Genomic DNA, 21,322 nt, shown 5'->3' on the forward strand with positions numbered 1-21,322 from the left:
CCTTCATCTTGTATTGGAACCTTTGCGCCCTACTCGGCTACGTCCCGCCTTGGCAGATTTGCGTCTGCGACTAGCCGATTTTCCAGTATGCGGACGCAGTCCCTTCGTTTTCCGGGGTTTGCCCTTGCGTTTGCCAGTTCCCGAAGTTCGTCTCAGCCCCTCACGATCTCGGCGAGAATGAGGTGCAAGTGACTTGCGACGACGTTTTCCCGCTCTGCCACCCTGTTGAATGACCTTTGCAGCGGAGCGAGCAGCTGAGGCACTCTGAGCATCATGACCCAATGCGATCGGAGGTAATGAGGAAAGTGGCAACGCCTGGATGACGGTCAGTGGGAATAACAGTGTCCGAACCGTAGCCGGCTCCAGAACCAGTACCGTGCGTAATCCGCCCTCCCCCCATGTGTACACAGGTCCAATCGGAGGCTGGATATAAGCAAACCATCCGGGAAAACGTAACAACCACTGTGTCACCATCGTATGCAATTTCTTTCGGTAGGTTTCAATCCCGTAGAGCCTTTCCGCTTCTGTCCGATTGCGCCACCCCGTATCGGAGGCCAGCTCTGAATCATTCAGCAAGGTTGTTGCCAGTGCAACAAGCGCTTCGGTATCCCCCGGCGGGGCCAGAAATGCATCACTTCCTACGGATTCCATCAATTCCTTCAGCCCACCTTGGGCAAAGGCAATGACCGGTTTGGCAAAGTAGAGCCCCTCCAGAGCGGTCATCCCAAATCCTTCTTTGACCATGCTCGGAATAACCACAATATCCATGGCGGTATACGCCAGAGATACGTTCTCTTCGAACGTGGTGAAAGTAAATCGGCGCGAATAGCCGGATTTCTTCACCCGTGATAAACACTCGTCGTAATACTTTTTATCCGAGGGTGCACCGATGATCCAGAAACGACAACGCGAATGCGTCTCACAGATCTTCAAGGCCATATCCACAAAAGGTTTCAACCCTTTGGCATCATATATAAAGGAAGAAATATAACCGATACAGGTCTGCGATGACTTGAAGCCGAGTTCCTTGCGCTTGCGCTCACGCAGATGGACCCAGCGGTCCGGGGCTGGCAGCGCGGGTTCCCAGGTAGGAGAAATGATGGTCAGTTTGTCACCCATGCCAGCTTCTTGAAATGGGGCTACCGCTGTCTCGGATATACCGATAATCCAGTCTGCGTAACGGCCAATCATCTGGATCGCCTCGGTTGTATGCTCATTTGAGTGAATGATCTCGGTTATCTTCCAGACGACCGGAATCTGAAGCGACTTAGCCGCTACAGCCGGCATCACATTGACGCAGGTGTTCGTTAACACCATATCAGGAGCGGTTTCCCGAATCAGGGAGACCGCCTCCTGAAACGCGGGTGTATGGCGAAGATGCTCCGCATCGTCTGCAATGCCCCGGTAAGGTGTGTACACACCGTGAAGCATCGGCAGATTGCATATTTTGACCTGAATGCCGAATCTTCGTGCAAGCCCCGCAAGCTTTCCCTCCTGCGGAGCTACGAGCACACAATCAAAGATCGAATCAATCTCCCTCATAAAATGAAGCAGCAGCTTCTCTGCGCCCGTAATGCTGCGGGTGTTGCACACATGGGAAAACAACATCAGCTTTGGTTTCGTTGCCATGGCCGCACGGACCCTGTATGCGGACATCCCGATACAGGGTACTGTGCACACCTCCTCCCGGCCAAAATTAAGGGAATATAATGGTTAACATTTCATTAATCCGTTTGCCATACGTGTGGTCTTTCAGTGTACGCTCGAGTCCACGAAGGGCAATCTCACGGCGTTCCTTCTCATGAGTAAGATAATATTCCACCTTGTCGAGCAGCTCCTGCGGGGAGGAATATGTCTCGATCTCCACTCCCGGTTTGTAGAAACGCGCAATGTCATCCCGTGTATCGGTCAGCTGTAGCGTCGTGGACGCGGCAATTTCAAACGTTCTCGGGTTCGGTGAGGCTGGCGGGATTTTGAGGTGATTGTTATTGACGGAATCATCTTCGTGGGATCGATGCAGGTTAATGACAATTTTGGTGCCATTGTACACATCATTGGTCTCCTGCGGACTCATCCAGCGGCCGAGTTCAATCTTCTCGCCATAGGCGGTATAGTCGGGCAGACGGTCCCACCAGATGCCGTTAAATACCGTATTATGTGACATAAGCTGAGCCATGATCGGGTTGAAGAAGTACACCCGGTTCCAGTAGGCGGAGCCGATAAAGCTGACATCCCGTTTCAGCGGGGAAGGAGTTGTAATCGGGAAGTAATGATTGGTGAAAGCGGCAAATGGGAGGTAGTGAACCGACGCGCAGCCGGTCTGTCGATACAGATCGATACAGTTCAATTCCAGTGTGAAGATATGGTCAAAATGGGTCACGATCTCCAGTGTCATATCCGTATAGTACGGATCATCCGTGAGCCAGATCGCTGTCTGAATGCCCGCTTGGCGAATTGCATCGATATGCTCGATGGGAATATCCATTCCGTCCAGCACAAGCACCAGATCAGGGCGCGTCTGCAGTGCAATTTCGGAAACCGGTTGACGCGGATCAGAGAGGGTTACCTGAGCTACCATACCCTGAAGTGTGGCCATAATAGCCTCATCCAGCGGGGAGTACGGGAATCCTTTACCCGAAGATACATACAGCACATGCAGCTGCCGGAAAGGCAATGGTTCCTGTGCACAATTCACAATATAGTTGGCGCGACCGCGCAAATATCCTTCTTCCTTACCCGCATCATATCCGGCATGTTGCCCATTTTTGCGTGCTTGATCTGCCAGGCTGAGTACGGGTGCATGAACCTTTTTGGTTTTACGGTGTTTGAGAGACATACCGCCACTCCTTTATTTTTGGGATAGGGTTCTCGTTGGTGCTGTACTTCATATGGGGATTACAGATGTTCCAGCAACTGAGCAATGCGACGCGTGAACGTGTGCTGATTCATCGTAGTGAGAAGTCCACGCCATGCCATCGCCTGACGCTCCTCTTCATGTTTCAGATAATAGTGGATCTTGTGCTGAAGCTCTGCCGCATTGCTGAACGTCTCGATGTCATAGCCCGGCTGATAATAACGGGGCAGGTCTCCGCGTGCATCCGTAATCTGCATCGTGCCGCAGGCACTGATCTCATACGTCCGTGGATTAATGGATCGGCCTTCCAGATGATGCGTATTGCGGTTGTCTTCCCCATTCTCGCAAGTCCGGTGAATGTTAATGACAATCTTGGCGCCATTGTAATAATCCACTGTCGCTCCGGGATCAATCCATCCTTCGTGGATGAATCGGCCAAGGATATCAAAGCGTGCCAGCCGGTTCCACTGGCTACCCGCGATGAACACTTTTTTGTCTGCGAGAAAAGGGGCCAGCTCATCGAACAAGGCAATCCGGTTCCAGAACCCTGTACCGATAAAACAAATGTCGTACTGATGCTGCGGTGCCGTGCGCCGCGGTTGAAACATGCCCGGATTCACAGCCAGTGGCATATAGACGACCCGGCCTGCTCCATGTCCCAGATAGAATGGCACAGCGGCCTCTTCATGTGTGAACACAACATCATAGTGCTGACAGAGGGTCGCTGTATCTTCGGTGAAATACGGATCATCCACAAACCACACGGCTGTTCGAATACCGAGTGCACGTATGCCTTTCACCTGCTCCAGATGATCTGCGGGGAATACATGCAGACCATTCATGACGAGCACTACATCTGGCCGATGCTGACTGGCTTCCTGCAACATCGCTGCTGGCGATCCAACAACGCATTCACGTACAGACTGCTGCAGGGCCAGGATGACACCTTCATCGATGGCATCGAATCCTTGCGGAATATACAGTACCTTCATGTCCCGCAGGGTCGGTTCAAACATCTGCACCCGCTCCATCATGGCCTGACAGCCGCCAAATCTGCGGCCTTCTGCGTATCCTCCGCGGTAAGCTGTTTTCGCCTCGGTCAGCGGACGGTGTCTTCGTTTTGCCACATTCTTCACCCTGTCTTCCTTCAGGAGATCTCACTTCCAGACTCTCCCCGTGATTGGTCTTCCCTCTAAAGGATATGCCTCGGGGTCAGATGCATCATGGACGGGTGTCCTGCAAGGCGCAAAATTGGCGCTTGCCCTCCACATCCGCCTGTACGGGCATGTCCGCTTCTGCGGCGATGCAAATAACCCGGAGGGATCTGTCCCCCCGGGCTATCGTCTACTGTTAGAGGTTGTTCAAAAAGTCCGCTTTTGATTACGGAGGATGCCTAGCGGCATCATCAGCATCGAATATGGAATTCAGCCGAAATGTCCGTTGCTCACGTAGTTTTCCCTACGCTCCGCTACTCCATTTCTAGCTTCATCCCATCTTCTCGGTACTGAAAACCGGTCTTTTTGAACTGGCACTGTTACAGATATCATTCCATGCAGGAATAATCGTGTCTACTCGGTTACTGTGCTTTGTACGCCAGCTGATGTCCGTCCTCGAATCCCTTGGCGAAACCCGCGTTGAATCCCTCGTTGTACGCCTCGTTGTAGCCCTGGCTGTACGCAGTGTCCGGGTTCGGATCGGTAGGGGTAGCCGGGACGAATGGTTGCACGGGCTTCGGACTCCGGTGCCGCCGCACCGTACGTTTCTTTTTTTTGAGCCACGCACTGCGTCCTTTAATCGGGCGTTTGTGAAGTACACGTTTCGCTTTGAGCGCACGCAGCTTGCGGATTTTGCGCAGACGGGCTCCACGGGCTACCAAAGCTCTTTTGGTTCTCAGTCGTATTTTCTTCTTCTTTAACATGTCAACATTCCTCCTGTATGTCCCGAACGATACGAATCGCACACCCGGGGTCTTTGAGCCAAGGCAAGCCAGGCTCCCCATGCTGAATTCGGGCCAGCCTGATGCCCGTAACCATACGAGACATCTCTTCCTGATAGCGACTCAGCAGACGAATGTTCTCGGCCAGACTGCGGGCGGATACTTCCGAATGAGCGGTCACGCTGGCTACACTGTCCAGAATGCGTGCCAACGCCTCCTGACTGTGTGCTATGGATTCAATGAGAGCCAGTTTCGCTTCCTGCTCGCGCCGCATCAGACTCATTTTCCCAAGTCTCCCAGATCCATGCCGCCAAACATGCCACCGTCCATACCGCCGCCATCTTCGCTATCGCTCTGCACCATCACCGCTTTGAGATTGTTACACAGTCCGGTTTCCATCCGGGTCAGTCCTTCCAGCAATTCCACCAGCTGATCATGCATTTTGAGTGGCTCACCTACCTGATCCCCATGCGTCAGAAAGGTATCCCCATTCAGATGATTCAGCGTCCAGTTCCGTACCTTCTCGGCCTCAACCGCTTTTGCCTCCAGAATCAGGGCAATATTCCACTGCATCTTGGCTGCTGCATCCAGCATCAGAATGAGGCTCTGTTCTCTGCTCATGCTCCTTCACCCGCCTTCCGGGCTTATTCTTCTTCTTGAACCGCGATCTCCCGCATGACCTGGGTCAGCGTTTCGGCGACAGCCTCTTCCAGATCTGCAAGGCCTCCCAAGTAAGAAATAATGCTTTTGTTGATTTGCCCCGAGCTATCCAGCAGACCGTCAACGCCATCCAGCTCCGGTTCGATATCTGGCAAATGATTAATGATTTCAGACATGCGTACAGCGACTTGGCGTTTGGCATCCAGCACTCGTGCGATCTGCTGGTGAGAATGTGCAATATGTGTGATGATTTCATCAATTTTGCTCTGCATGGTCCTCCTCCTTACCGTCACGGCCTGCTTCACCCAAAGAAAAACCCGGCCTATCAGCATTTGCCTGTTACAGCATATGCCGGGCCGGGATCGTCAGTTACTACAGCTTGCGCCTATATCGTCAAATGACGTAACTCCAGTCGGAAGAATATCGACTGAGGAATTGGCGAGTACGCTCCTGCTTGGGACGCACAAATACTTCTTCCGGTGTTCCTTCCTCTACAACGGAACCTCCGTCCATGAAAACAACACGATTCGCCACTTCACGGGCAAACCCCATTTCATGGGTCACCACAATCATGGTAATCCCCTCCTGAGCAATGGAGCGGATGACAGACAATACCTCACCCACAAGCTCGGGGTCCAGCGCCGAGGTCGGTTCATCAAACAGAATGACTTCGGGATTCAGTGCCAGTGCTCTGGCAATACCCACCCGTTGCTGTTGTCCACCGGACAACATACTCGGATACTCATTGATTTTGGCAGATAGTCCAACTTGTTCAAGCACACGCAAGGCACGAGCGCGAGCGTCGGGTTTGGACATTTTCTGGGCAATAATCAATCCCTCGGTGACGTTATCCAGCACAGTCTTGTGTTTGAACAGATTATAATGCTGGAAGACCATCGCCGTTTTACGTCTCAACTGTACAATGTCATGTTTGCGCGCATGCTTGCAATCGACGGTCAATCCACTGATCTGAACCTCGCCCTCATCGGCACGTTCCAGAAAATTAACACAGCGGAGCAATGTCGTTTTGCCTGAACCGCTCGGTCCAAGGATCGCTACAACATCGCCTTGCTCCACGGTCAGATCAATCCCCTTCAATACTTCCTGTTTGCCAAATGTTTTGTGTATGTTCGTTAATGTAATCATGACACGCCTCCTTTGCTGTACACGGCAACCCGACGCTCAAGCAAAGCCGTGATCCGCTCGGCTATGATGGTCAGCCCCCAGTAGATGAACGCTGCGGCGATAAAGGCCTCCAGAAATTTCAGACTGACGGATGCCACCACGTCTGCTTTACCGAGTATGTCCATCTGCGACACAGTAAAAGCGAGTGTTGATCCATGCAGGAACCCGACAAACATGCTGCACAGATTGGGTAACACCGCCCCAAGCGCTTGAGGTATAATGATGCGCCTTAAAGCTTGGAATGTACTCATGCCTACAGCGTGAGCGGCTTCCATCTGTCCGATATCTACCGCAAGGATGCCCGAACGGATAATCTCGGACATATAGGCGCCCGCAGTGAGCGAGAAGGCAATCAGCACAAATACGAGAATCGGGATCGAAGATGATTGGAAAGCCCAGCCATAACGTTCAGCCAATTGATCGATAATCATCGGAATCCCGTAATAGATGAGGAACAAATGCATCAGCATCGGCGTCCCACGCAGGAAAGAAACGTAGAATTCAGCAATGCGGTGTATCCACCGCACGCGATAGATACGGATTAGAGCCGTAGCCAGACCGATCCCGAAGCCTGCAATCAACGGAACAATCGTAATGACGAGTGTCAGTGGCAATGCCTTCAGGATTTGAAAAAAGGATGTATAGATAAACTGGAGATCAATCGACATATGCTCACCCCGCTATTCGTTTCAGGCGTTCGGCTCGAACTGCCGGCTTGTGTACGACTCTCTTGCGTTCATGACGCTGAAGTCTAAGGGTAGCCAGCTGGCTTAGTACCGGAATCCGGTACAGCCGGGGAACGGCCAGAAGCACGCCGCCCACCAGTCCGAGCACAATGGAACCACCCAGTACAATCAGTGTTATATGCAAATACCGTAGCAGTTCCGGGATGAAATCCAGAACCAATGACAGATCAAATGATTTTCCCATTACCGCTGCACACCTTTCTCAGACTATTCTTCAATCGTATAGTCAGCTCCAAGCCACTCTGTGCTCAGTTTGCCTAATGTTCCATCTTCTTTGATCGCTTTGAGCGCTTCGTCCACTTTGGTTATGAGTTCCTGCTCATCTTTGTTCAGAATGAAGTAGACTTTGGAGTTGGAGAGGGCATCTCCTACCGTTTTCAACTGAGCATCCACCGCCTTATTCTGATAATCAATGGCAAATGGGGTGCTGATCGTTGCATCCACCCGGCCTGTTTTGATCTGGGTAATGGTATCCTCACCTGCTCCGGAATAGACGATATCAATCCCGTTACCGTTCGCTGCATTCCATTTCTCAGCAAGTACAGCTGCATTACTCGTCGCGCCAACAATCAGTTTTTTACCCTTCAGATCCTCAATCGATTGTACTGCCTCATTTTTCTGACTTACGACAATTTTATTAGGAAAAATATTATAGGCTTCATCATTAAACAGGAATTTGGCCTGTCTCTCTTCATTCACTTCCATCTGGTGAGCGATCAGGTCAATTTTTTTTGTTTCCAGACTCAGCAACAGGTTTTTGAAATCCATGGTGCTGAATTCAAATTCGTACTCCGGCAAGCGTTTGTCAATCTCACGGATCAGTTCCACATCATAACCTGTTAACTTGCCATTCTCATCAATGAAGCAGACATTCGGAAACTGTGTACCTGTTCCTACAATGATCTTTTTCACTCTGGTGTCGCCTGCTGCCGAAGCAGATTCTGACTCATTGCTTGCAGTTCCTGTACTGCATCCAGCCAGTACCGCTAACATTGTGACGAACAGCAGTGCTGTCCGGAATTTTTGAATCCCCCGTTTTTTAACCATTCCCAATCTCCTCCACAGGCTGTTATCACAGCGAATATGATGTGTGCTCCCTATCCTCTAATTTCTTAACAAACCATTCTTACTTGTATACTCGGAATTAGGTTGAAAAAAGAATATCATCACCAGTCATACTTGGGCAATATCTAAACTAATAGGACATCCTGATAAGATTATAGAACTTCTCTATAGTACACAAAAAAGCCATCCCCAATATTGAATTGATGGATGACTTTTTCAGGTGCGAATCTCTTGGATCATACTATTTTGGTGTTACACCATTTTGATGTTTTACACGATTCATCTATCTGCGACTCGCCCATTTAATTTTACGTGCGACTTCCAATCGCTGTAATTGCAAGAGCCCGATGCGTTCCTCGAATTTCTTGCGTTCATCCATGGAATGAGCGGCATGAATCTGATGGCAAAGACCTGTCAGTTTGCTGTTGATATAATCAAACCGTGTCCATAATTCTTCTTCAGGTGTGCGCTGCTGCTCCGTCGCCGTCTGAAATATTTTGAGTTGGTGGATAAGGGATTGCTGCCATTCCTGATCTTGAACTTGGATGGCAAAATGCAAAAGATCCAGATAGTCATCGATTTGCAACGAAACGCCGCAATCAGGTTTAGTGTTCATCGTCGTCTCTCCTTATTTCAGTACTTGGCTGGAATCAGTTACTTCTATCTTACAGGAACAAGCCCCCTGAAAGCGAGTGGAGAACGGTTAAATTTCGGAAAAAAATTTATTTTTTTATGTTAAATTAGCTTTACATTTCCATTAGGGCCAATTCGGTTAACGGTTTGATATTGATGCATATGAAATTGGTAATAAAAACCCGAGTGAAGGAAGAAACACTTTCCTTAACACGGGTTTTTCGTCATGTTTTATATAATATGGACGCATATAAAATCAGTCATTTTTTCCATCTCGCTGCTGTCTGGTCATCAGTAACATGATAAACGAGATGAGGATAATGGAAATGGTCCACGCCCAGGCCATGGTCTGATTGCCCGAATCCACAGCGACATAGATCGCCGTCGGTACCGTTTGCGTTTTGCCTGGAATATTACCTGCAATCATCAATGTCGCTCCGAATTCCCCGAGTGCACGGGCGAAGCCCAGAATGAAGGCGGTCATCAATGCTCTGCCTGCGAGCGGCAGGGAAATATAACGAAATACCTGCCATTCATTCGCCCCAATCGAACGCCCCGCATCTTCCAGATCACGATCCACAGCACTGAATCCCGATTTCATCGTCTGATACACCAACGGGAAAGCAACCACCACCGAAGCAATCACTGCAGCCCACCAGGAGAAAATAACCGGTGCAGAGAATATCGCTTCAATCCATTGTCCTAACAGACTTTTACGTCCCAGTATGACAAGCAACAGAAATCCGACCACCGTCGGGGGAAGAACTAGTGGCAGCATAAATGCTGTTTCCAGCAGAATCTTTCCCCGAAATGAACTGCGTGACATCTTCCAGGCTATAGCGATGCCAAGTATGGCAGCCACCACACTGGATAACAGCGCAACTTGAAGTGACAAACGCACCGGTGACCAGAATACGGACCAGTCTATTGCGTTCACATTCATTCCGGAATGGAGAATCCGTATTTTGTGAAGATATCAAGTACTTCAGGGGTTTGCAAATACGCATAGAATTGATCGGCTTCCGTACGATGTTTCGTTCCTTCAATAATACCTACCGGATAATTGGCGGGTGTGTAGTTATTCTTGTCTACCTCAAACGCAATGTTCACCTGATCCGAAGTAAGAGCATCTGTTTTGTATACGAATCCTGCATCTGCATTGCCTGTCTCTACATATTGAAGAACCTGCCTAACGTCTTTTCCCTGCACAAGCTTGCTTTCCAGTTCATCCCACAGCTTGGCATTCGTCAGAGCTTCCTTGGCATAGGTTCCCGCAGGCACACTTTCCGGAATTCCAATCGCTACCGTCTTGATGGAATCGCTGGTGAGATCCGCTTCGCTGGTTACAGTATGGGTTCCATCTGCTGGCACTATAGCCACCAGTGAATTCTGTAGCAAATTCTTCTGATCGCCCGATGCAATCAAGTTCTCATCCACCAGCGCACTCATGTTCTTCGTTGCCGCCGACACAAAGATATCAGCCGGTGCCCCCTGTTCAATCTGCTGTTGCAAGGCACCTGATGCGCCAAAGTTGAAATTCAGTTCTATATTGGGATTCGCTGTTTCAAAGTTCATTTCTATTTCCTTCATGGCATCCGTGAGACTGGCAGCCGCAGAGATCGTCAGATCTACCGTTTCCTGTGGATCGGTATTTCCTGCTGATGTACTCTCACCTGATGCCGCTGGCGCTGAAGTCGTTTGTTCTGCACCCGTGGATGTATCCGTAGTCCCCGTGTTTGCGCCACAACCAGCCAATATAAGAGCCAGTCCGAGTGACAGACTTCCCAAAACATATCCGATCCTCTTGCTCATACATTTATCCCCCAATATTATGTTTGGTTATAACTAGATATAATTGATTATAACTAATTATACACAAGACGATTAAAATGGGAAGGTGATTTCAATCACATTTAATTTTTGTTACCTGTCCTATGCGTTTCTTCCCTGTTCTCAAGTTTATGGCATCCCTAAATTAATGGTATAGTACAAGAAACATTCATAACAAAACCATAATTGCTCTATACCTTTGAAGGAGGATCTTCACTTATGACGGAGGAGCAATCCTACACAACGGAAGAAATATCCAAGCTGCTCAAAATATCGAAACTGACGGTCTATGACCTGATCAAGAAGGGAGACCTCGTCGCATACCGTGTGGGTAAACAAATGCGAATTGATAGAGCCGATCTGGAGGCATATAAACGCCGCTCCAAGCAACTCCAATCCCCAGGTCAACGCATCCCGACTCCAGATCAGACCTTAGCATCCGGGACTCAACCCGGTCATAGTGATTCCCAGGGGACTTCCCTACAATCAGCAACCCCCCCTGGATCTGCGCCAGCAATGTCTAGCCATGTAATGACAGGTACGCCACGGCATCTGGTCATTACTGGGCAGGATATCAGTCTGGATATTCTGATGCGACATATGGAGAAACATACACGGGACATTCGCCCGCTCCGCTCGTTCATGGGTAGTCTGGACGGGCTTATCTCGATGTATCGCGGGGAGTCCGACTTGGTCAGTACCCATCTGCTCGATGGAGATACCGGTGAATATAATCTGCCGTACATTCGCAAAATTTTGACGGGACGGTCTTATGTTGTGGTGAATCTGCTGTCACGACCTGCAGGATTGTATGTTGGGCGCGGCAATCCGCTTCATTTGCAAAATTGGAACGATCTCAACAAGCCTGAGCTGCGATTGGCTAACCGGGAGAAAGGTTCTGGCGCGCGAGTATTGCTGGATGAACAACTTCGGCTTAATGGAATTCCTGCTGCAGGTCTGATCGGATATGAAGCGGAAGAAACCAGTCACATGGGCGTGGCCGCCAAAGTCAGTTCGGGTGAAGCCGATGTCGGGGTTGGCATTGAAAAGGCTGCTAAACTTGTGGGACAGGTTGATTTTATCCCGCTCGTTCAGGAACGCTATGATCTGGTCATGCTGAGGAAGCAAGGCAATGAAGTCTGGACCGAATCGGTCCTGCGGATTCTACAATCGCCGGAGTTCAGGCAGGAACTGCAGTCATTCGAGGGATATGACGTATCCCGAACAGGCCACATTTTGTACGAAGCATAGTCATACAAAATACAGCCATGTCAATTCACGCTAAACGTATGTTGCATACGATGCATAATACAAAACGCCTTGCAATGGCTGCAAGGCGTTTTTGGTGGTTCATTCTATATATAACTCATTATATTGAAGAATAGGCTCCTCATTGCGGTAAATCGATCTCCAGGATGAATACACCATACGCCGACATGTTAATTTTATCCTGAACTGTTGTACCCGATAGTAACTCTTTTGTTTGCCTCTTAAGCTTAATGGGTACTTGTTGATCCGAGTAGTTGAGTAAAAATACATAAGCTTTATCCTTACCAGAACGGATACCAAGTTCAACTTCGGAAGGTACCTCTATCAGGTCATCCACTGGCGAAGATAACCCTATTTCATCCAGGAGAGCATCTACGACCGGTTCATTATAAGCCGCTCCATAATACCATACCTGCCCCTGACCTACCGCACGTTTGGTCAAAGCAGGACTCCCTGCATAGTATTCTGATGCATACTCGGCCATTACCTGCACGTCGGGATGCTCCACATGAAGTACTTCGTTAAATCCGGCCGTCAACGTTCCCTCCTGAAGTCGCTCACTCGCCCCATTCCATTGCAGCTCGGCTGCAGAAACGGTTCCTTTGATTAATGTAAAGTCCTCTACGGTTACACCACACAACTCAGCGACAGCCCCTGGGAATGATCTCATATAACAATGCCCCTTGAGATCCTTATAACCGGTGCGAGCACCAAAAAACAGAGTCCCCCCTTGACTGACATAGGCTTGCAGAAGTTCTGCTGTCTCGTCTGTCATGATGGCCGGGTGAGCATAGATGATCACCTTATATTCGGATAACGCCTCAAGTGTTGTCGTTGGTTGCAATGTAACCAGATCCGTCGGAATATGACGATACTGGAGCTGCTTATACCAGGAGCGTACGCTCTGTTGATGAAGCGGACCGTGCCACTCGTCCAACTCTCCATGACAGATGTTATCGTAATCCTGTAGGATCGCAACATCAGCTTGATATGTAGTACCCGCAATAACGCGCCCTATTCTGGCAAACTCTTCACCCACTTGTGCAACCTCGCGAACTCTTCTGTTAGGTTGATTATGGTAGTCATTAATCCCATGCCAATACATCTCGGTTCCGAACGTTGCTGTCCGCCAGCGGAAGTATACAAGCAGATCCGTACCATGAAGAACGGATTGATATGACCATAATCGGATCTGTCCAGGTCTTGGCGTACCCATGCCGATACTATCTACCCAACCTCCTGGTCCAGACTGTTGTTCCATGACACAAAAATTCGGTGACATATTGCGTACGTTCGATAACTTCATGCTCCATGCCCGATCTTGCAATGAATTGTCGTCTGTCCCTGGAAAGATCGTGGCAAACTGCGGATATGAATCATAAGAGAAGAAATCCAACAGGTCTTCTGTCATTTCATGATTATCCAAGTGTCCGAACGTACCATTAGTCGTGATCCAATGTTCCGGATCCAGTTCCCGAATGATGTCCACCTGAAGCTTCGCAAATGAAATCGTATTGGCTGATATGAATCTCTTTTCATCCAATGCCAGATGAGGATTGGGGGATGGACTAACCATATTTCGGGTAAGGTGAACTTGCTCCCAGTCGGTATAGGTCTGACTCCAAAAAACGGTTCCCCATGCCTTGTTCAGATTCTCCAACGATTCATAACGATTCTTAAGCCATTCACGGAAGGCGACATGATCTGCCTCAGCGTAGAAAACATCCATATGACAATTGAATTCGTTATCGATCTGCCAGCCAATGACAGCCGGATGGTCTTTATAGGCAATCACCATATTGCGCACGATCTTTTCACATTGCTGTCTATAGATTGGACTGCTGTAGTTGGTATGGCGTCGCATGCCGTGTTGATACAATACCCCGTCCTTATTCGCATTCAATACTTCGGGATATTTTGATGTTAACCATGCTGGTGGAGTTGCAGTAGGTGTTCCCAAAATAACACTCAAACCATATTGATGCGCCAGATCCAGTGCCTTCTGAAAAAAACTAAAATCAAACTGGTCTTCTTCCGGTTCAAAGATAGACCAGGCGAATTCAGCCATCCGAATAACTGTGATATTCATCTCTTTCATTCTACGGAAATCGTCCTCCCACAACTGTTCCGACCAATGCTCCGGGTAATAACAGACCCCCAGTTTCAATTCATCCATTTGGATTGATTTTGCCACTTTCAATTGCCTCCTTAACCTGCGATATTGCCTCCATTCTATTGGAACCTTCACAGATAATAAATGACAAGATTATGCGACTTATAATAAAATATTGTCATTGTCTGAGATTCAAATAACAGTGGGCTGAATCTATTTGAGTTCACTACATCAAAATATTGCGTTCAAATGGAGGATGCACGTGAAAGAACACCTCTTTCTTCCCAAGCCGGTTTTCCCCAGACATGTATGCTTTCCCGATTTTATTGGAGGGTACAGTGATTTTCCGAAGCATCGTGTGAATCGGGAATATCGAACGAAAGATATCAACTTGGATCATTGCTATAACCTGCACCTTGTACTTGACGGTAAAGGATTCCTGGACACTGGAACCACTTGTTATGAGCTAACGCGTGGACAGGGATTCCTCTATGGTCCCGGTCTTAGACAAACCTACTATTCAGATTTGGATGAGCCTTGGAATATTCGTTGGATTCACTTTTACGGCGTTCGTCTCGAAGAGCTTTTAAATGGAAAAGGGGTTGACGAGCCATGGCTGTTTCAATGTTCCAACTTCCCGGTGATTACCAAGCTGATGGATCGATTACTGGAGCTAGGCAGAGGCTATCAAGTGGAGGACGAGCACAGCATGGCAGCAACACTATATGAGCTTCTGACCCGATTGCAATCCGCAGCGAGCCGGATTAATGTTTCGCTCAATCACACTTCAGAGCGAATTCGTGAAGCAGCGAATTATATTCGATCCCATAGTAACGAACACATCACACTTGACCACGCTGCCGGGATATCCGGATACAGTACAACCTACTTTAGCCGAAAGTTCAGTCAAACGTTCGGAATCTCCTTCCCGGAATTCCTGATGGAATCCAGGTTATTACATGCGAAACAGCTGCTCGCGACAACCAACCTTTCCATTAAGCAAATTACGTTGGAAACGGGATTTTCACAGTCAAGCTACTTCATCCGATGTTTCAAAACCCAGGAAAACGTAACGCCTATGCAATTCCGGATGATACACAATCATTCGTTATAGGCACGGCACGTATTCCTTGATCAAGCTGACGCAAAAGAAGACTCTGCACATAACATGCAGAGTCTTCTTCGCTCATTTTTCATACATGCTTATTCGTGTCTTCGTCCTCGTCAGCCTTATATTCCAATATATCTCCAGGCTGACATTCCAGTGCTTTACAGATGGCATCCAGAGTGGATAAACGGATCGCTTTCGCTTTTCCTGTTTTTAATATGGAAATATTGGCGATCGTGATCTCAACTCTCTCTGCAAGCTCGGTAACCGTCATTTTTCGCTTTGCCAACATCACATCAATATTGATTATAATGGCCATATATTCACCTCAGACCACTAGGTCATTTTCTGATTTGATATCAATCGCTTCCTGTAACAATCTTTGGAGCACCGCGGAAAACACTGCAATGACCAATGAAGCAAAAATAGGAACCATTCCCATAAGAATGAGGCCTGGGGCATCATCTTTCTCTGCTACAACATAAACAAATGGCAGCATCACAAAATAAAGACTACTGATTACAATAGCACAATATTTTATTGTTTTTAAGGATTTCACTGACATTAGAGAGAACGCTTCATTCTTGTCGATATAGCTCAGCAGACGGAATGCCTGGTACAGTGCAACGATAAACGGAATAACTGACACATACATAATAATCACTATGGGGTATAGTGCACCTGCATAATTCGGATTTACCGGATTGTTCGCTAACCAGGGAATGCCGAATATGCATAAGGCAAGAATGGGAACACCAATAAGCAACACAGCCAATTTTAAAAAGATAGTTGTACCTCGCTTCACAAAAAGCACCTCACTTGTTTTAAGTGATATGAATTTATCATATTATTTATCGTTTTACAATAATTTTTTATTGCAAAACAGATTTTTTTATTCTTTTACCCATTAAGAACAGATAACGTAAAAATCCCCCCCTCTTTGCTTCAGTTCTGCTTGAACACAAAAAAAGCCCAAAGATAGTCATCGAATGGCTATCTTTGAACTCGCTCACGTACGCCAGAACAGCCCGGCCTCATCCCGTTCAACCTGCTCGAGCACATTCTCAAAATCGGAACAAGGTGTAATTACATCTACCGGATTCCAGCTGCTCTGTTCATCTCTGGCATACACTTTCCACTGATTTTCTTCCCAGTAAAATCGGGCTATGTGCACCTTGTCCCATTGATACCGTTCCTCGGCAGGTCTTTCTTCGGTCAGGATCAGTTCATTGTCATTCATCTCATACGTCAACTTCACCATCGTACGCAGTGGCGCAGGAACCTTCTCATGAATATAGCCATTCATCACCGACTGAATTCTTCGTAACGTAAACGAGTCCAGCATGAAGATGCACATCCTTTCAGCAAAATACCATCCCTTGATCATTTTACCAACTGGATTTTGTTACGCCAGGAATCTGACCTTGATGAGCCAGTTCTCTGAACTTAATTCGAGATACCTTGAACTTGCGTAGATAGCCCCGCGGGCGACCTGTCACTTCACAACGGTTCTTCAAACGAGTTGGAGATGCATTCCGGGGCAATTTCTGTAATGCTTCATAATCCCCTTTTTCCTTCAGCTCCCGGCGCAGGTCCGCATATTTTGCCACGATCGCCTGACGTTGCTTCTCACGTACCACTTTAGATTTTTTAGCCATGAATGACAGCTCCTTTATCCATTGAATTTATTTTATTTATCTATATAAATTGAACTAAAGAATATTTACACTGCACACTCCGATGACAGAACAACCTTCCGATCACTGTTATCCCCAGATTTTTTGATTCCTTTTATAAAGGGTAAATCCGGGGATAAAGGCGAACGCTCCGCTTCTTCAGGTCCTTTCTGTCCTCTCCGTTTTGTGTAGATGTTTATTTCAATTTATATAGATGTGCTTATATAGCGTTACTCCAAATTCAGAACCATCAATTTCCGAGTTAAACGGCTTCCACAGGCCATGGCAGTGGATTGTCGAAATGGCCCCAGTCAGCCAGCATTTCTTCATCACTAAGCAGGCACTGGTCCAGCTCATCTTCAATGCTCGCACGTTCCATTTCGATCCCGATCATGACAAGCTCCGTCTGACGATCTCCCCACTGGGCATCCCATTTCTCCAGAACATCCGGTTCGTTACGTAAAATCTCTTCTTTGTCCGCTTCCGGCAACGCCGCGACCCAATGTCCCGCAGGACCGAACTGAATGGATGGCCCTGCCTGACTGAGGCTTGCAGCAACATCCCCTTCAGCCGCGAGCCATACCAATCCTTTGGCACGTACTACTTCTTCCGGCCAGTAACTCATGAACTCAGCCAGACGAGAAGGATGGAATGGCTTTCTGCGGCGATAGACGAAGGAACCAATGCCATATTCCTCGGTTTCCGGTGTATGCGACTCCTTCTCCAGCTCCTGAATCCATCCAGCGGACATGCTCACTTTCTCAAAATCAAAGCGATTCGTATTCAGAATCTCAGACGGATTCACCTGTCCATTCTCGGTCCGAATGATCTTGGCGTTTGGCTGTAACTTGCGGATGATGCCTTCGAGCTTGTTCAGCTCGGTGTCATCGATCAGATCACATTTGTTCAGCAGCAGTACATCACAGGTTTCGATCTGATCGATCAACAAGTCTACGACGTCACGGGTGTCCTCATCTCCGGTAGCCTGATTACGATCCAGAAGACTCTGTCCTGATCCAAAATCATGCCAGAATCGATTGGCATCCACCACCGTTACCAGACAATCCAATCGGGCCAGGCGAGTCAGATCAATACCCGACTCCTCATCGGCGTATGTAAAGGTCTGTGCAACTGGAACAGGTTCACTGATGCCGGTGGATTCGATCAAAATATAGTCATACTTGCCTTCGTTCACTAGCTTTTCAATCTCCTGCATCAGATCATCCCGCAACGTGCAGCAGATACAGCCGTTCGACAACTCCACCAGCTTCTCTTCGGTTCGAGACAAGGTTGCCTCCCCCTTAACCAGCGCAGCATCAATGTTCACCTCACTCATGTCGTTGACGATCACCGCAACTTTGAGCCCCTGTCTGTTGTTCAATACATGATTCAAAACCGTCGTTTTCCCTGAACCGAGGTAACCACTCAGTACGGTTACCGGAACTTGCTTTTGTGTCATAGATCTCTACTCCTTATATTTGCAGTCTGTGTAACCCAGACCTTAATAGTAATTATTACGATTAACAACAATGACTATAATCCTGTTAGACGGTCGTTGTCAAACTATTTTTTTGATTTTCTACCTGCAAAAAACAAAAAAAGGCTGATGACTACCCTCGCACTTTCGCATCCTGAGGATACGTTTTGGCAAGAAGTAAGTCATAAACCTCCTCTGTAAATATCGTAATACATGCTGGATGGGCTGGACAGCGGACTATACCAATATAAACTCGAAGTACGCCTGTACCGCGACAGATTCAACACAGCTATATAGATTGAACTGAACAAAAAAGGAATCAAAAAAATGAGCTGGCCTTATTGCCCGCTTCCATGCGTTGCCTGAAAACGACCACTAGAATCATCGCCGCAATAGAGAGCAACGTGCAGATCATAAACATGGTCGAATAAGAACTCACCTGCACAATAAGCCCCATCGCCAGTCCACCCAGAGAGAATCCAAGGTCATACGAGGACATGAAGATCCCCATGAGTACATATCTGGAATCCGCAGGCAGCACAAAAGACAGATATGTGGTTAATGTCGGGTACAACAATGCCAGGGCAAAACCGCTGAACACCGCGGAGAGATACACCAATGGCCCGATGATCTCCATCAGGCTGAGCAACTGGGTTCCCAGTGCTGCACACAGCATTAACCCTGCCATCAGCCAGGTATTCCAGCTACCGTCGGACGGAATTTTTTTACGCAAAATAAACCTGCACAGGATCACAACTAATCCCTGTATCGTCAGAAATACCCCAGCACTCGCCATTCCGGTCGATACCATATACAGGGGAAGAAAGGTCGCTGTTGCCCCAAAGACGCAGGACGCAAACAGCATCACCACACTGCTAATCAGCAGTGGCGTACTGCGCCAGATGCCGCCGAATGAACGCAACATGTCGCCTAGTGTATACGATTTGTTCTGCACGGTACTCCGGGGCAGATCCACATTATACCCAATTAGAAGTGGCAGAGCCGCCAGTCCGATCATCAGCAGCGTAAACGCCAGATCACTGGCATTTTCCCAGATTTGTATGGCAAGGATCGGAATAACCAGAGAAGGAACCATCGTAAACAGGGTGTACATGGACAACCCTTGTGCCCGGTCCTTGTCCTCCAGCTTTTCCACAATGCCTGCCTGCATGGTCATGGAGAAAAAGGCGGTAGCTACCCCTTGCAGGGCCCGCAACCACAGATACGTCTCCACACCAAAAACAACAAACAGCAGCAGCGTGCCCGCATGCAAAAGTAATAGCCATTGCATTACACGAAGCGGCCCATGCTTACCCAGCAGCTGCGCTGCAAATGGTCTCAAGAGCATACAGGTGAACATATATGCCCCCATCATCAGACCAATCTCAGCCTGATTTAATCCAGCGGCCTCACTTCTCAGCGGCAGAATAATCGTCAAAGCTGAATTTGCCGCAAAAAATAAAAAGGCCAGCATATAAAACCGGATAAACGAAAAGGATACCGGATTTAATTTTCCATTGGATGTTGCCGTCATTGAAGACTTCAAACGTTCGTCACCACTTTCTCTTCTGGCAGTCAACTCACAGATGTACCTGTCACGGGTCTTCGCCGTTCATAGGCAAAAAAGATCATTACCGCTCCTAGGATAGCACACATCATGTACATAAATGAATAGGAAGAGAAGTCAGCGACGGGTCCCATAATCACACCACCCAGAGAAATACCCAGATCAGCCATCGCGATAAATAACCCGATCAGGACGTTCCGGTTCAGCTTAGGCAACACAAAAGACAAATAGGTCGTGAGCGTCGGATATAGGATGGCTTGAGCAATGCCCATGAATATAGCCCCGACATAGAAAAAGACTACGCCCCCTGTCACCGAAAAACTCACACATTGAGCAGCAACGGCCAGAAGAAACATGGTACCCATGATAAAAGGAGAATGCCATCTCCCATCGGAAGGAATCCTTTTCCGGAGCATGATTCGAGCCAGTACAACCGTCCCGGCCTGAAGCATCAGATACACACCCGCATTCCCATTCGGTACTTGGCTCGCATACAGCGGAATAAAGGTTGTAATTGCACCAAATACAACGGAAGCAGCAAGCATCAATACACTGCATCGAAACAGAAACGGATTTTTCACCAACTGAGCAAAGGATTCCCACATACTCACGTTCTGCTCCGAAAGATTCTCAGCAGGTTGCTCCTTGCTTGGTTCCATTTTGGCGGTATATCCGAAGACGCCCGTACAGACGGCAATGCCGATCAGAACCACTGTAAAATAATCCATGCCACCCGTCTGCCAGATTCCTAACGCGATAACAGGCCCCACGATCCCTGGTATATAACTGAACAGCGAATAATACGAAATTCCCTGTGACCGATCTTTCTCCGGAAGTGCATCAATAATGCCAATCTGCAAGGCCATGGAGAAGAACGCTGTCGATACCCCCTGCAAAATACGAGCAACCAAATAACCTCCGAGTCCCGTAAAGGTATATAAAATCAGCGCAAATCCATTGATGATCAGAATCAGACGCAATATTTTGATCGGACCGTGCTTTTGAATAATCCGACCTGCCCATGGTCTGAAAAACATGGTTGTGAACATATAAGCGCCCATGATCAGTCCAATTGTTGTACCGCTCGCACCCAAAGACTCCCCTTGCAATGGGATCATCACGTTAAGAATAGCATTAGCACTGAAATAAAGAAGAACCAGTATGTACAAGCGCAGAAAAGGCCAAGACATCGCTCCACTCACA

Annotated in this window: 24 protein-coding genes; 2 read left to right on the forward strand and 22 right to left on the reverse strand. The window is 48.1% G+C overall.

The window, feature by feature from the left end; genetic code table 11:
• Window positions 1-3: 3 nt before the first annotated feature.
• The 14 genes from M1D71_RS23475 to modA form a co-directional block, all read right to left on the reverse strand.
• Window positions 4-1,629, reverse strand: coding sequence for a glycosyltransferase family 4 protein (locus M1D71_RS23475; protein WP_458123906.1), 1,626 nt, complete (start codon window positions 1,627-1,629; stop codon window positions 4-6).
• A 67-nt stretch (window positions 1,630-1,696) separates the two neighbouring features.
• Complete coding sequence (locus tag M1D71_RS23480; protein ID WP_458123907.1) at window positions 1,697-2,836, reverse strand: CgeB family protein; 1,140 nt, start codon at window positions 2,834-2,836, stop codon at window positions 1,697-1,699.
• Window positions 2,837-2,895: 59 nt separating this feature from the next.
• Complete coding sequence (locus tag M1D71_RS23485) at window positions 2,896-3,990, reverse strand: CgeB family protein (protein ID WP_458123908.1); 1,095 nt, start codon at window positions 3,988-3,990, stop codon at window positions 2,896-2,898.
• Window positions 3,991-4,430: 440 nt separating this feature from the next.
• Window positions 4,431-4,772, reverse strand: a complete 342-nt coding sequence (locus M1D71_RS23490) for a hypothetical protein (RefSeq protein WP_458123909.1) — start codon at window positions 4,770-4,772, stop codon at window positions 4,431-4,433.
• Window position 4,773: 1 nt separating this feature from the next.
• Entirely contained in the window at window positions 4,774-5,073 is a 300-nt protein-coding gene (locus tag M1D71_RS23495; RefSeq protein WP_458123910.1) for a hypothetical protein, read from the reverse strand.
• Window positions 5,070-5,411, reverse strand: a complete 342-nt coding sequence (locus tag M1D71_RS23500) for a restriction endonuclease subunit S (RefSeq protein WP_458123911.1) — start codon at window positions 5,409-5,411, stop codon at window positions 5,070-5,072. Before M1D71_RS23500 ends, M1D71_RS23495 begins: the two co-directional genes overlap by 4 nt.
• Before the next feature lie 23 nt (window positions 5,412-5,434).
• Window positions 5,435-5,722 (reverse strand): hypothetical protein, encoded by a 288-nt coding sequence (locus M1D71_RS23505; RefSeq protein ID WP_017692509.1) that lies wholly within the window; start codon window positions 5,720-5,722, stop codon window positions 5,435-5,437.
• Window positions 5,723-5,843: 121 nt separating this feature from the next.
• The gene (locus M1D71_RS23510) at window positions 5,844-6,596 is read right to left on the reverse strand and encodes an amino acid ABC transporter ATP-binding protein (RefSeq protein ID WP_145325191.1); all 753 of its coding nucleotides are present in this window, start codon (window positions 6,594-6,596) and stop codon (window positions 5,844-5,846) included.
• Window positions 6,593-7,303, reverse strand: coding sequence for an amino acid ABC transporter permease (locus tag M1D71_RS23515; RefSeq protein WP_458123912.1), 711 nt, complete (start codon window positions 7,301-7,303; stop codon window positions 6,593-6,595). The genes M1D71_RS23510 and M1D71_RS23515 overlap by 4 nt, the downstream gene beginning before the upstream one ends.
• Before the next feature lie 4 nt (window positions 7,304-7,307).
• Complete coding sequence (locus M1D71_RS23520; RefSeq protein ID WP_458123913.1) at window positions 7,308-7,565, reverse strand: hypothetical protein; 258 nt, start codon at window positions 7,563-7,565, stop codon at window positions 7,308-7,310.
• A 23-nt stretch (window positions 7,566-7,588) separates the two neighbouring features.
• Window positions 7,589-8,428 carry a transporter substrate-binding domain-containing protein gene (locus M1D71_RS23525; RefSeq protein WP_458123914.1) on the reverse strand — a complete coding sequence of 280 codons (840 nt, stop codon included), beginning with the start codon at window positions 8,426-8,428 and terminating at the stop codon, window positions 7,589-7,591.
• A gap of 301 nt (window positions 8,429-8,729) precedes the next feature.
• Entirely contained in the window at window positions 8,730-9,062 is a 333-nt protein-coding gene (locus M1D71_RS23530) for a hypothetical protein (RefSeq protein WP_145325187.1), read from the reverse strand.
• 273 nt (window positions 9,063-9,335) lie between these two features.
• Window positions 9,336-10,022 (reverse strand): molybdate ABC transporter permease subunit, encoded by a 687-nt coding sequence (modB, locus tag M1D71_RS23535; RefSeq protein ID WP_458123915.1) that lies wholly within the window; start codon window positions 10,020-10,022, stop codon window positions 9,336-9,338.
• Entirely contained in the window at window positions 10,019-10,891 is an 873-nt protein-coding gene (gene modA / locus M1D71_RS23540) for a molybdate ABC transporter substrate-binding protein (RefSeq protein ID WP_458123916.1), read from the reverse strand. The genes modB and modA overlap by 4 nt, the downstream gene beginning before the upstream one ends.
• A 237-nt stretch (window positions 10,892-11,128) precedes the next feature.
• Between modA and M1D71_RS23545 the strand changes: the two genes are divergently transcribed.
• Complete coding sequence (locus tag M1D71_RS23545) at window positions 11,129-12,160, forward strand: substrate-binding domain-containing protein (RefSeq protein WP_458123917.1); 1,032 nt, start codon at window positions 11,129-11,131, stop codon at window positions 12,158-12,160.
• 139 nt (window positions 12,161-12,299) lie between these two features.
• Here M1D71_RS23545 and M1D71_RS23550 read toward each other — a convergent pair whose 3' ends face one another.
• The gene (locus M1D71_RS23550) at window positions 12,300-14,372 is read right to left on the reverse strand and encodes a beta-galactosidase (protein ID WP_458123918.1); all 2,073 of its coding nucleotides are present in this window, start codon (window positions 14,370-14,372) and stop codon (window positions 12,300-12,302) included.
• A gap of 175 nt (window positions 14,373-14,547) precedes the next feature.
• Here M1D71_RS23550 and M1D71_RS23555 point away from each other — a divergent pair, with 175 nt between their 5' ends.
• Window positions 14,548-15,405, forward strand: a complete 858-nt coding sequence (locus M1D71_RS23555) for an AraC family transcriptional regulator (protein WP_458123919.1) — start codon at window positions 14,548-14,550, stop codon at window positions 15,403-15,405.
• A 79-nt stretch (window positions 15,406-15,484) separates the two neighbouring features.
• On the opposite strand, the gene M1D71_RS23560 is transcribed toward M1D71_RS23555, so the two are convergent.
• The 7 genes from M1D71_RS23560 to cntE (M1D71_RS23590) all read right to left on the reverse strand — a co-directional run bounded on the left by M1D71_RS23560 (window position 15,485) and on the right by cntE (M1D71_RS23590) (window position 21,321).
• Window positions 15,485-15,718 carry a helix-turn-helix domain-containing protein gene (locus tag M1D71_RS23560; protein WP_458123920.1) on the reverse strand — a complete coding sequence of 78 codons (234 nt, stop codon included), beginning with the start codon at window positions 15,716-15,718 and terminating at the stop codon, window positions 15,485-15,487.
• A 9-nt stretch (window positions 15,719-15,727) separates the two neighbouring features.
• Window positions 15,728-16,204: a DUF2975 domain-containing protein gene (locus M1D71_RS23565; RefSeq protein WP_047841240.1), complete on the reverse strand. Its 477-nt coding sequence runs from the start codon at window positions 16,202-16,204 to the stop codon at window positions 15,728-15,730.
• Between the two features lie 204 nt (window positions 16,205-16,408).
• The gene (locus M1D71_RS23570; protein ID WP_458123921.1) at window positions 16,409-16,744 is read right to left on the reverse strand and encodes a DUF3024 domain-containing protein; all 336 of its coding nucleotides are present in this window, start codon (window positions 16,742-16,744) and stop codon (window positions 16,409-16,411) included.
• Between the two features lie 43 nt (window positions 16,745-16,787).
• Entirely contained in the window at window positions 16,788-17,057 is a 270-nt protein-coding gene (gene rpsN / locus M1D71_RS23575) for a 30S ribosomal protein S14 (protein ID WP_036605831.1), read from the reverse strand.
• Between the two features lie 280 nt (window positions 17,058-17,337).
• Window positions 17,338-18,534: a GTP-binding protein gene (locus M1D71_RS23580; RefSeq protein ID WP_458123922.1), complete on the reverse strand. Its 1,197-nt coding sequence runs from the start codon at window positions 18,532-18,534 to the stop codon at window positions 17,338-17,340.
• A 337-nt stretch (window positions 18,535-18,871) separates the two neighbouring features.
• On the reverse strand, window positions 18,872-20,131 hold the full coding sequence (gene cntE, locus M1D71_RS23585) for a staphylopine family metallophore export MFS transporter CntE (RefSeq protein WP_458123923.1): 1,260 nt from the start codon (window positions 20,129-20,131) through the stop codon (window positions 18,872-18,874).
• A complete protein-coding gene (gene cntE / locus M1D71_RS23590; protein ID WP_458123924.1) occupies window positions 20,128-21,321 on the reverse strand; it encodes a staphylopine family metallophore export MFS transporter CntE in 1,194 nt (397 codons plus the stop codon). Before cntE (M1D71_RS23590) ends, cntE (M1D71_RS23585) begins: the two co-directional genes overlap by 4 nt.
• Window position 21,322: the final 1 nt, after the last annotated feature.

The organism is Paenibacillus sp. Z3-2 (assembly GCF_054161325.1).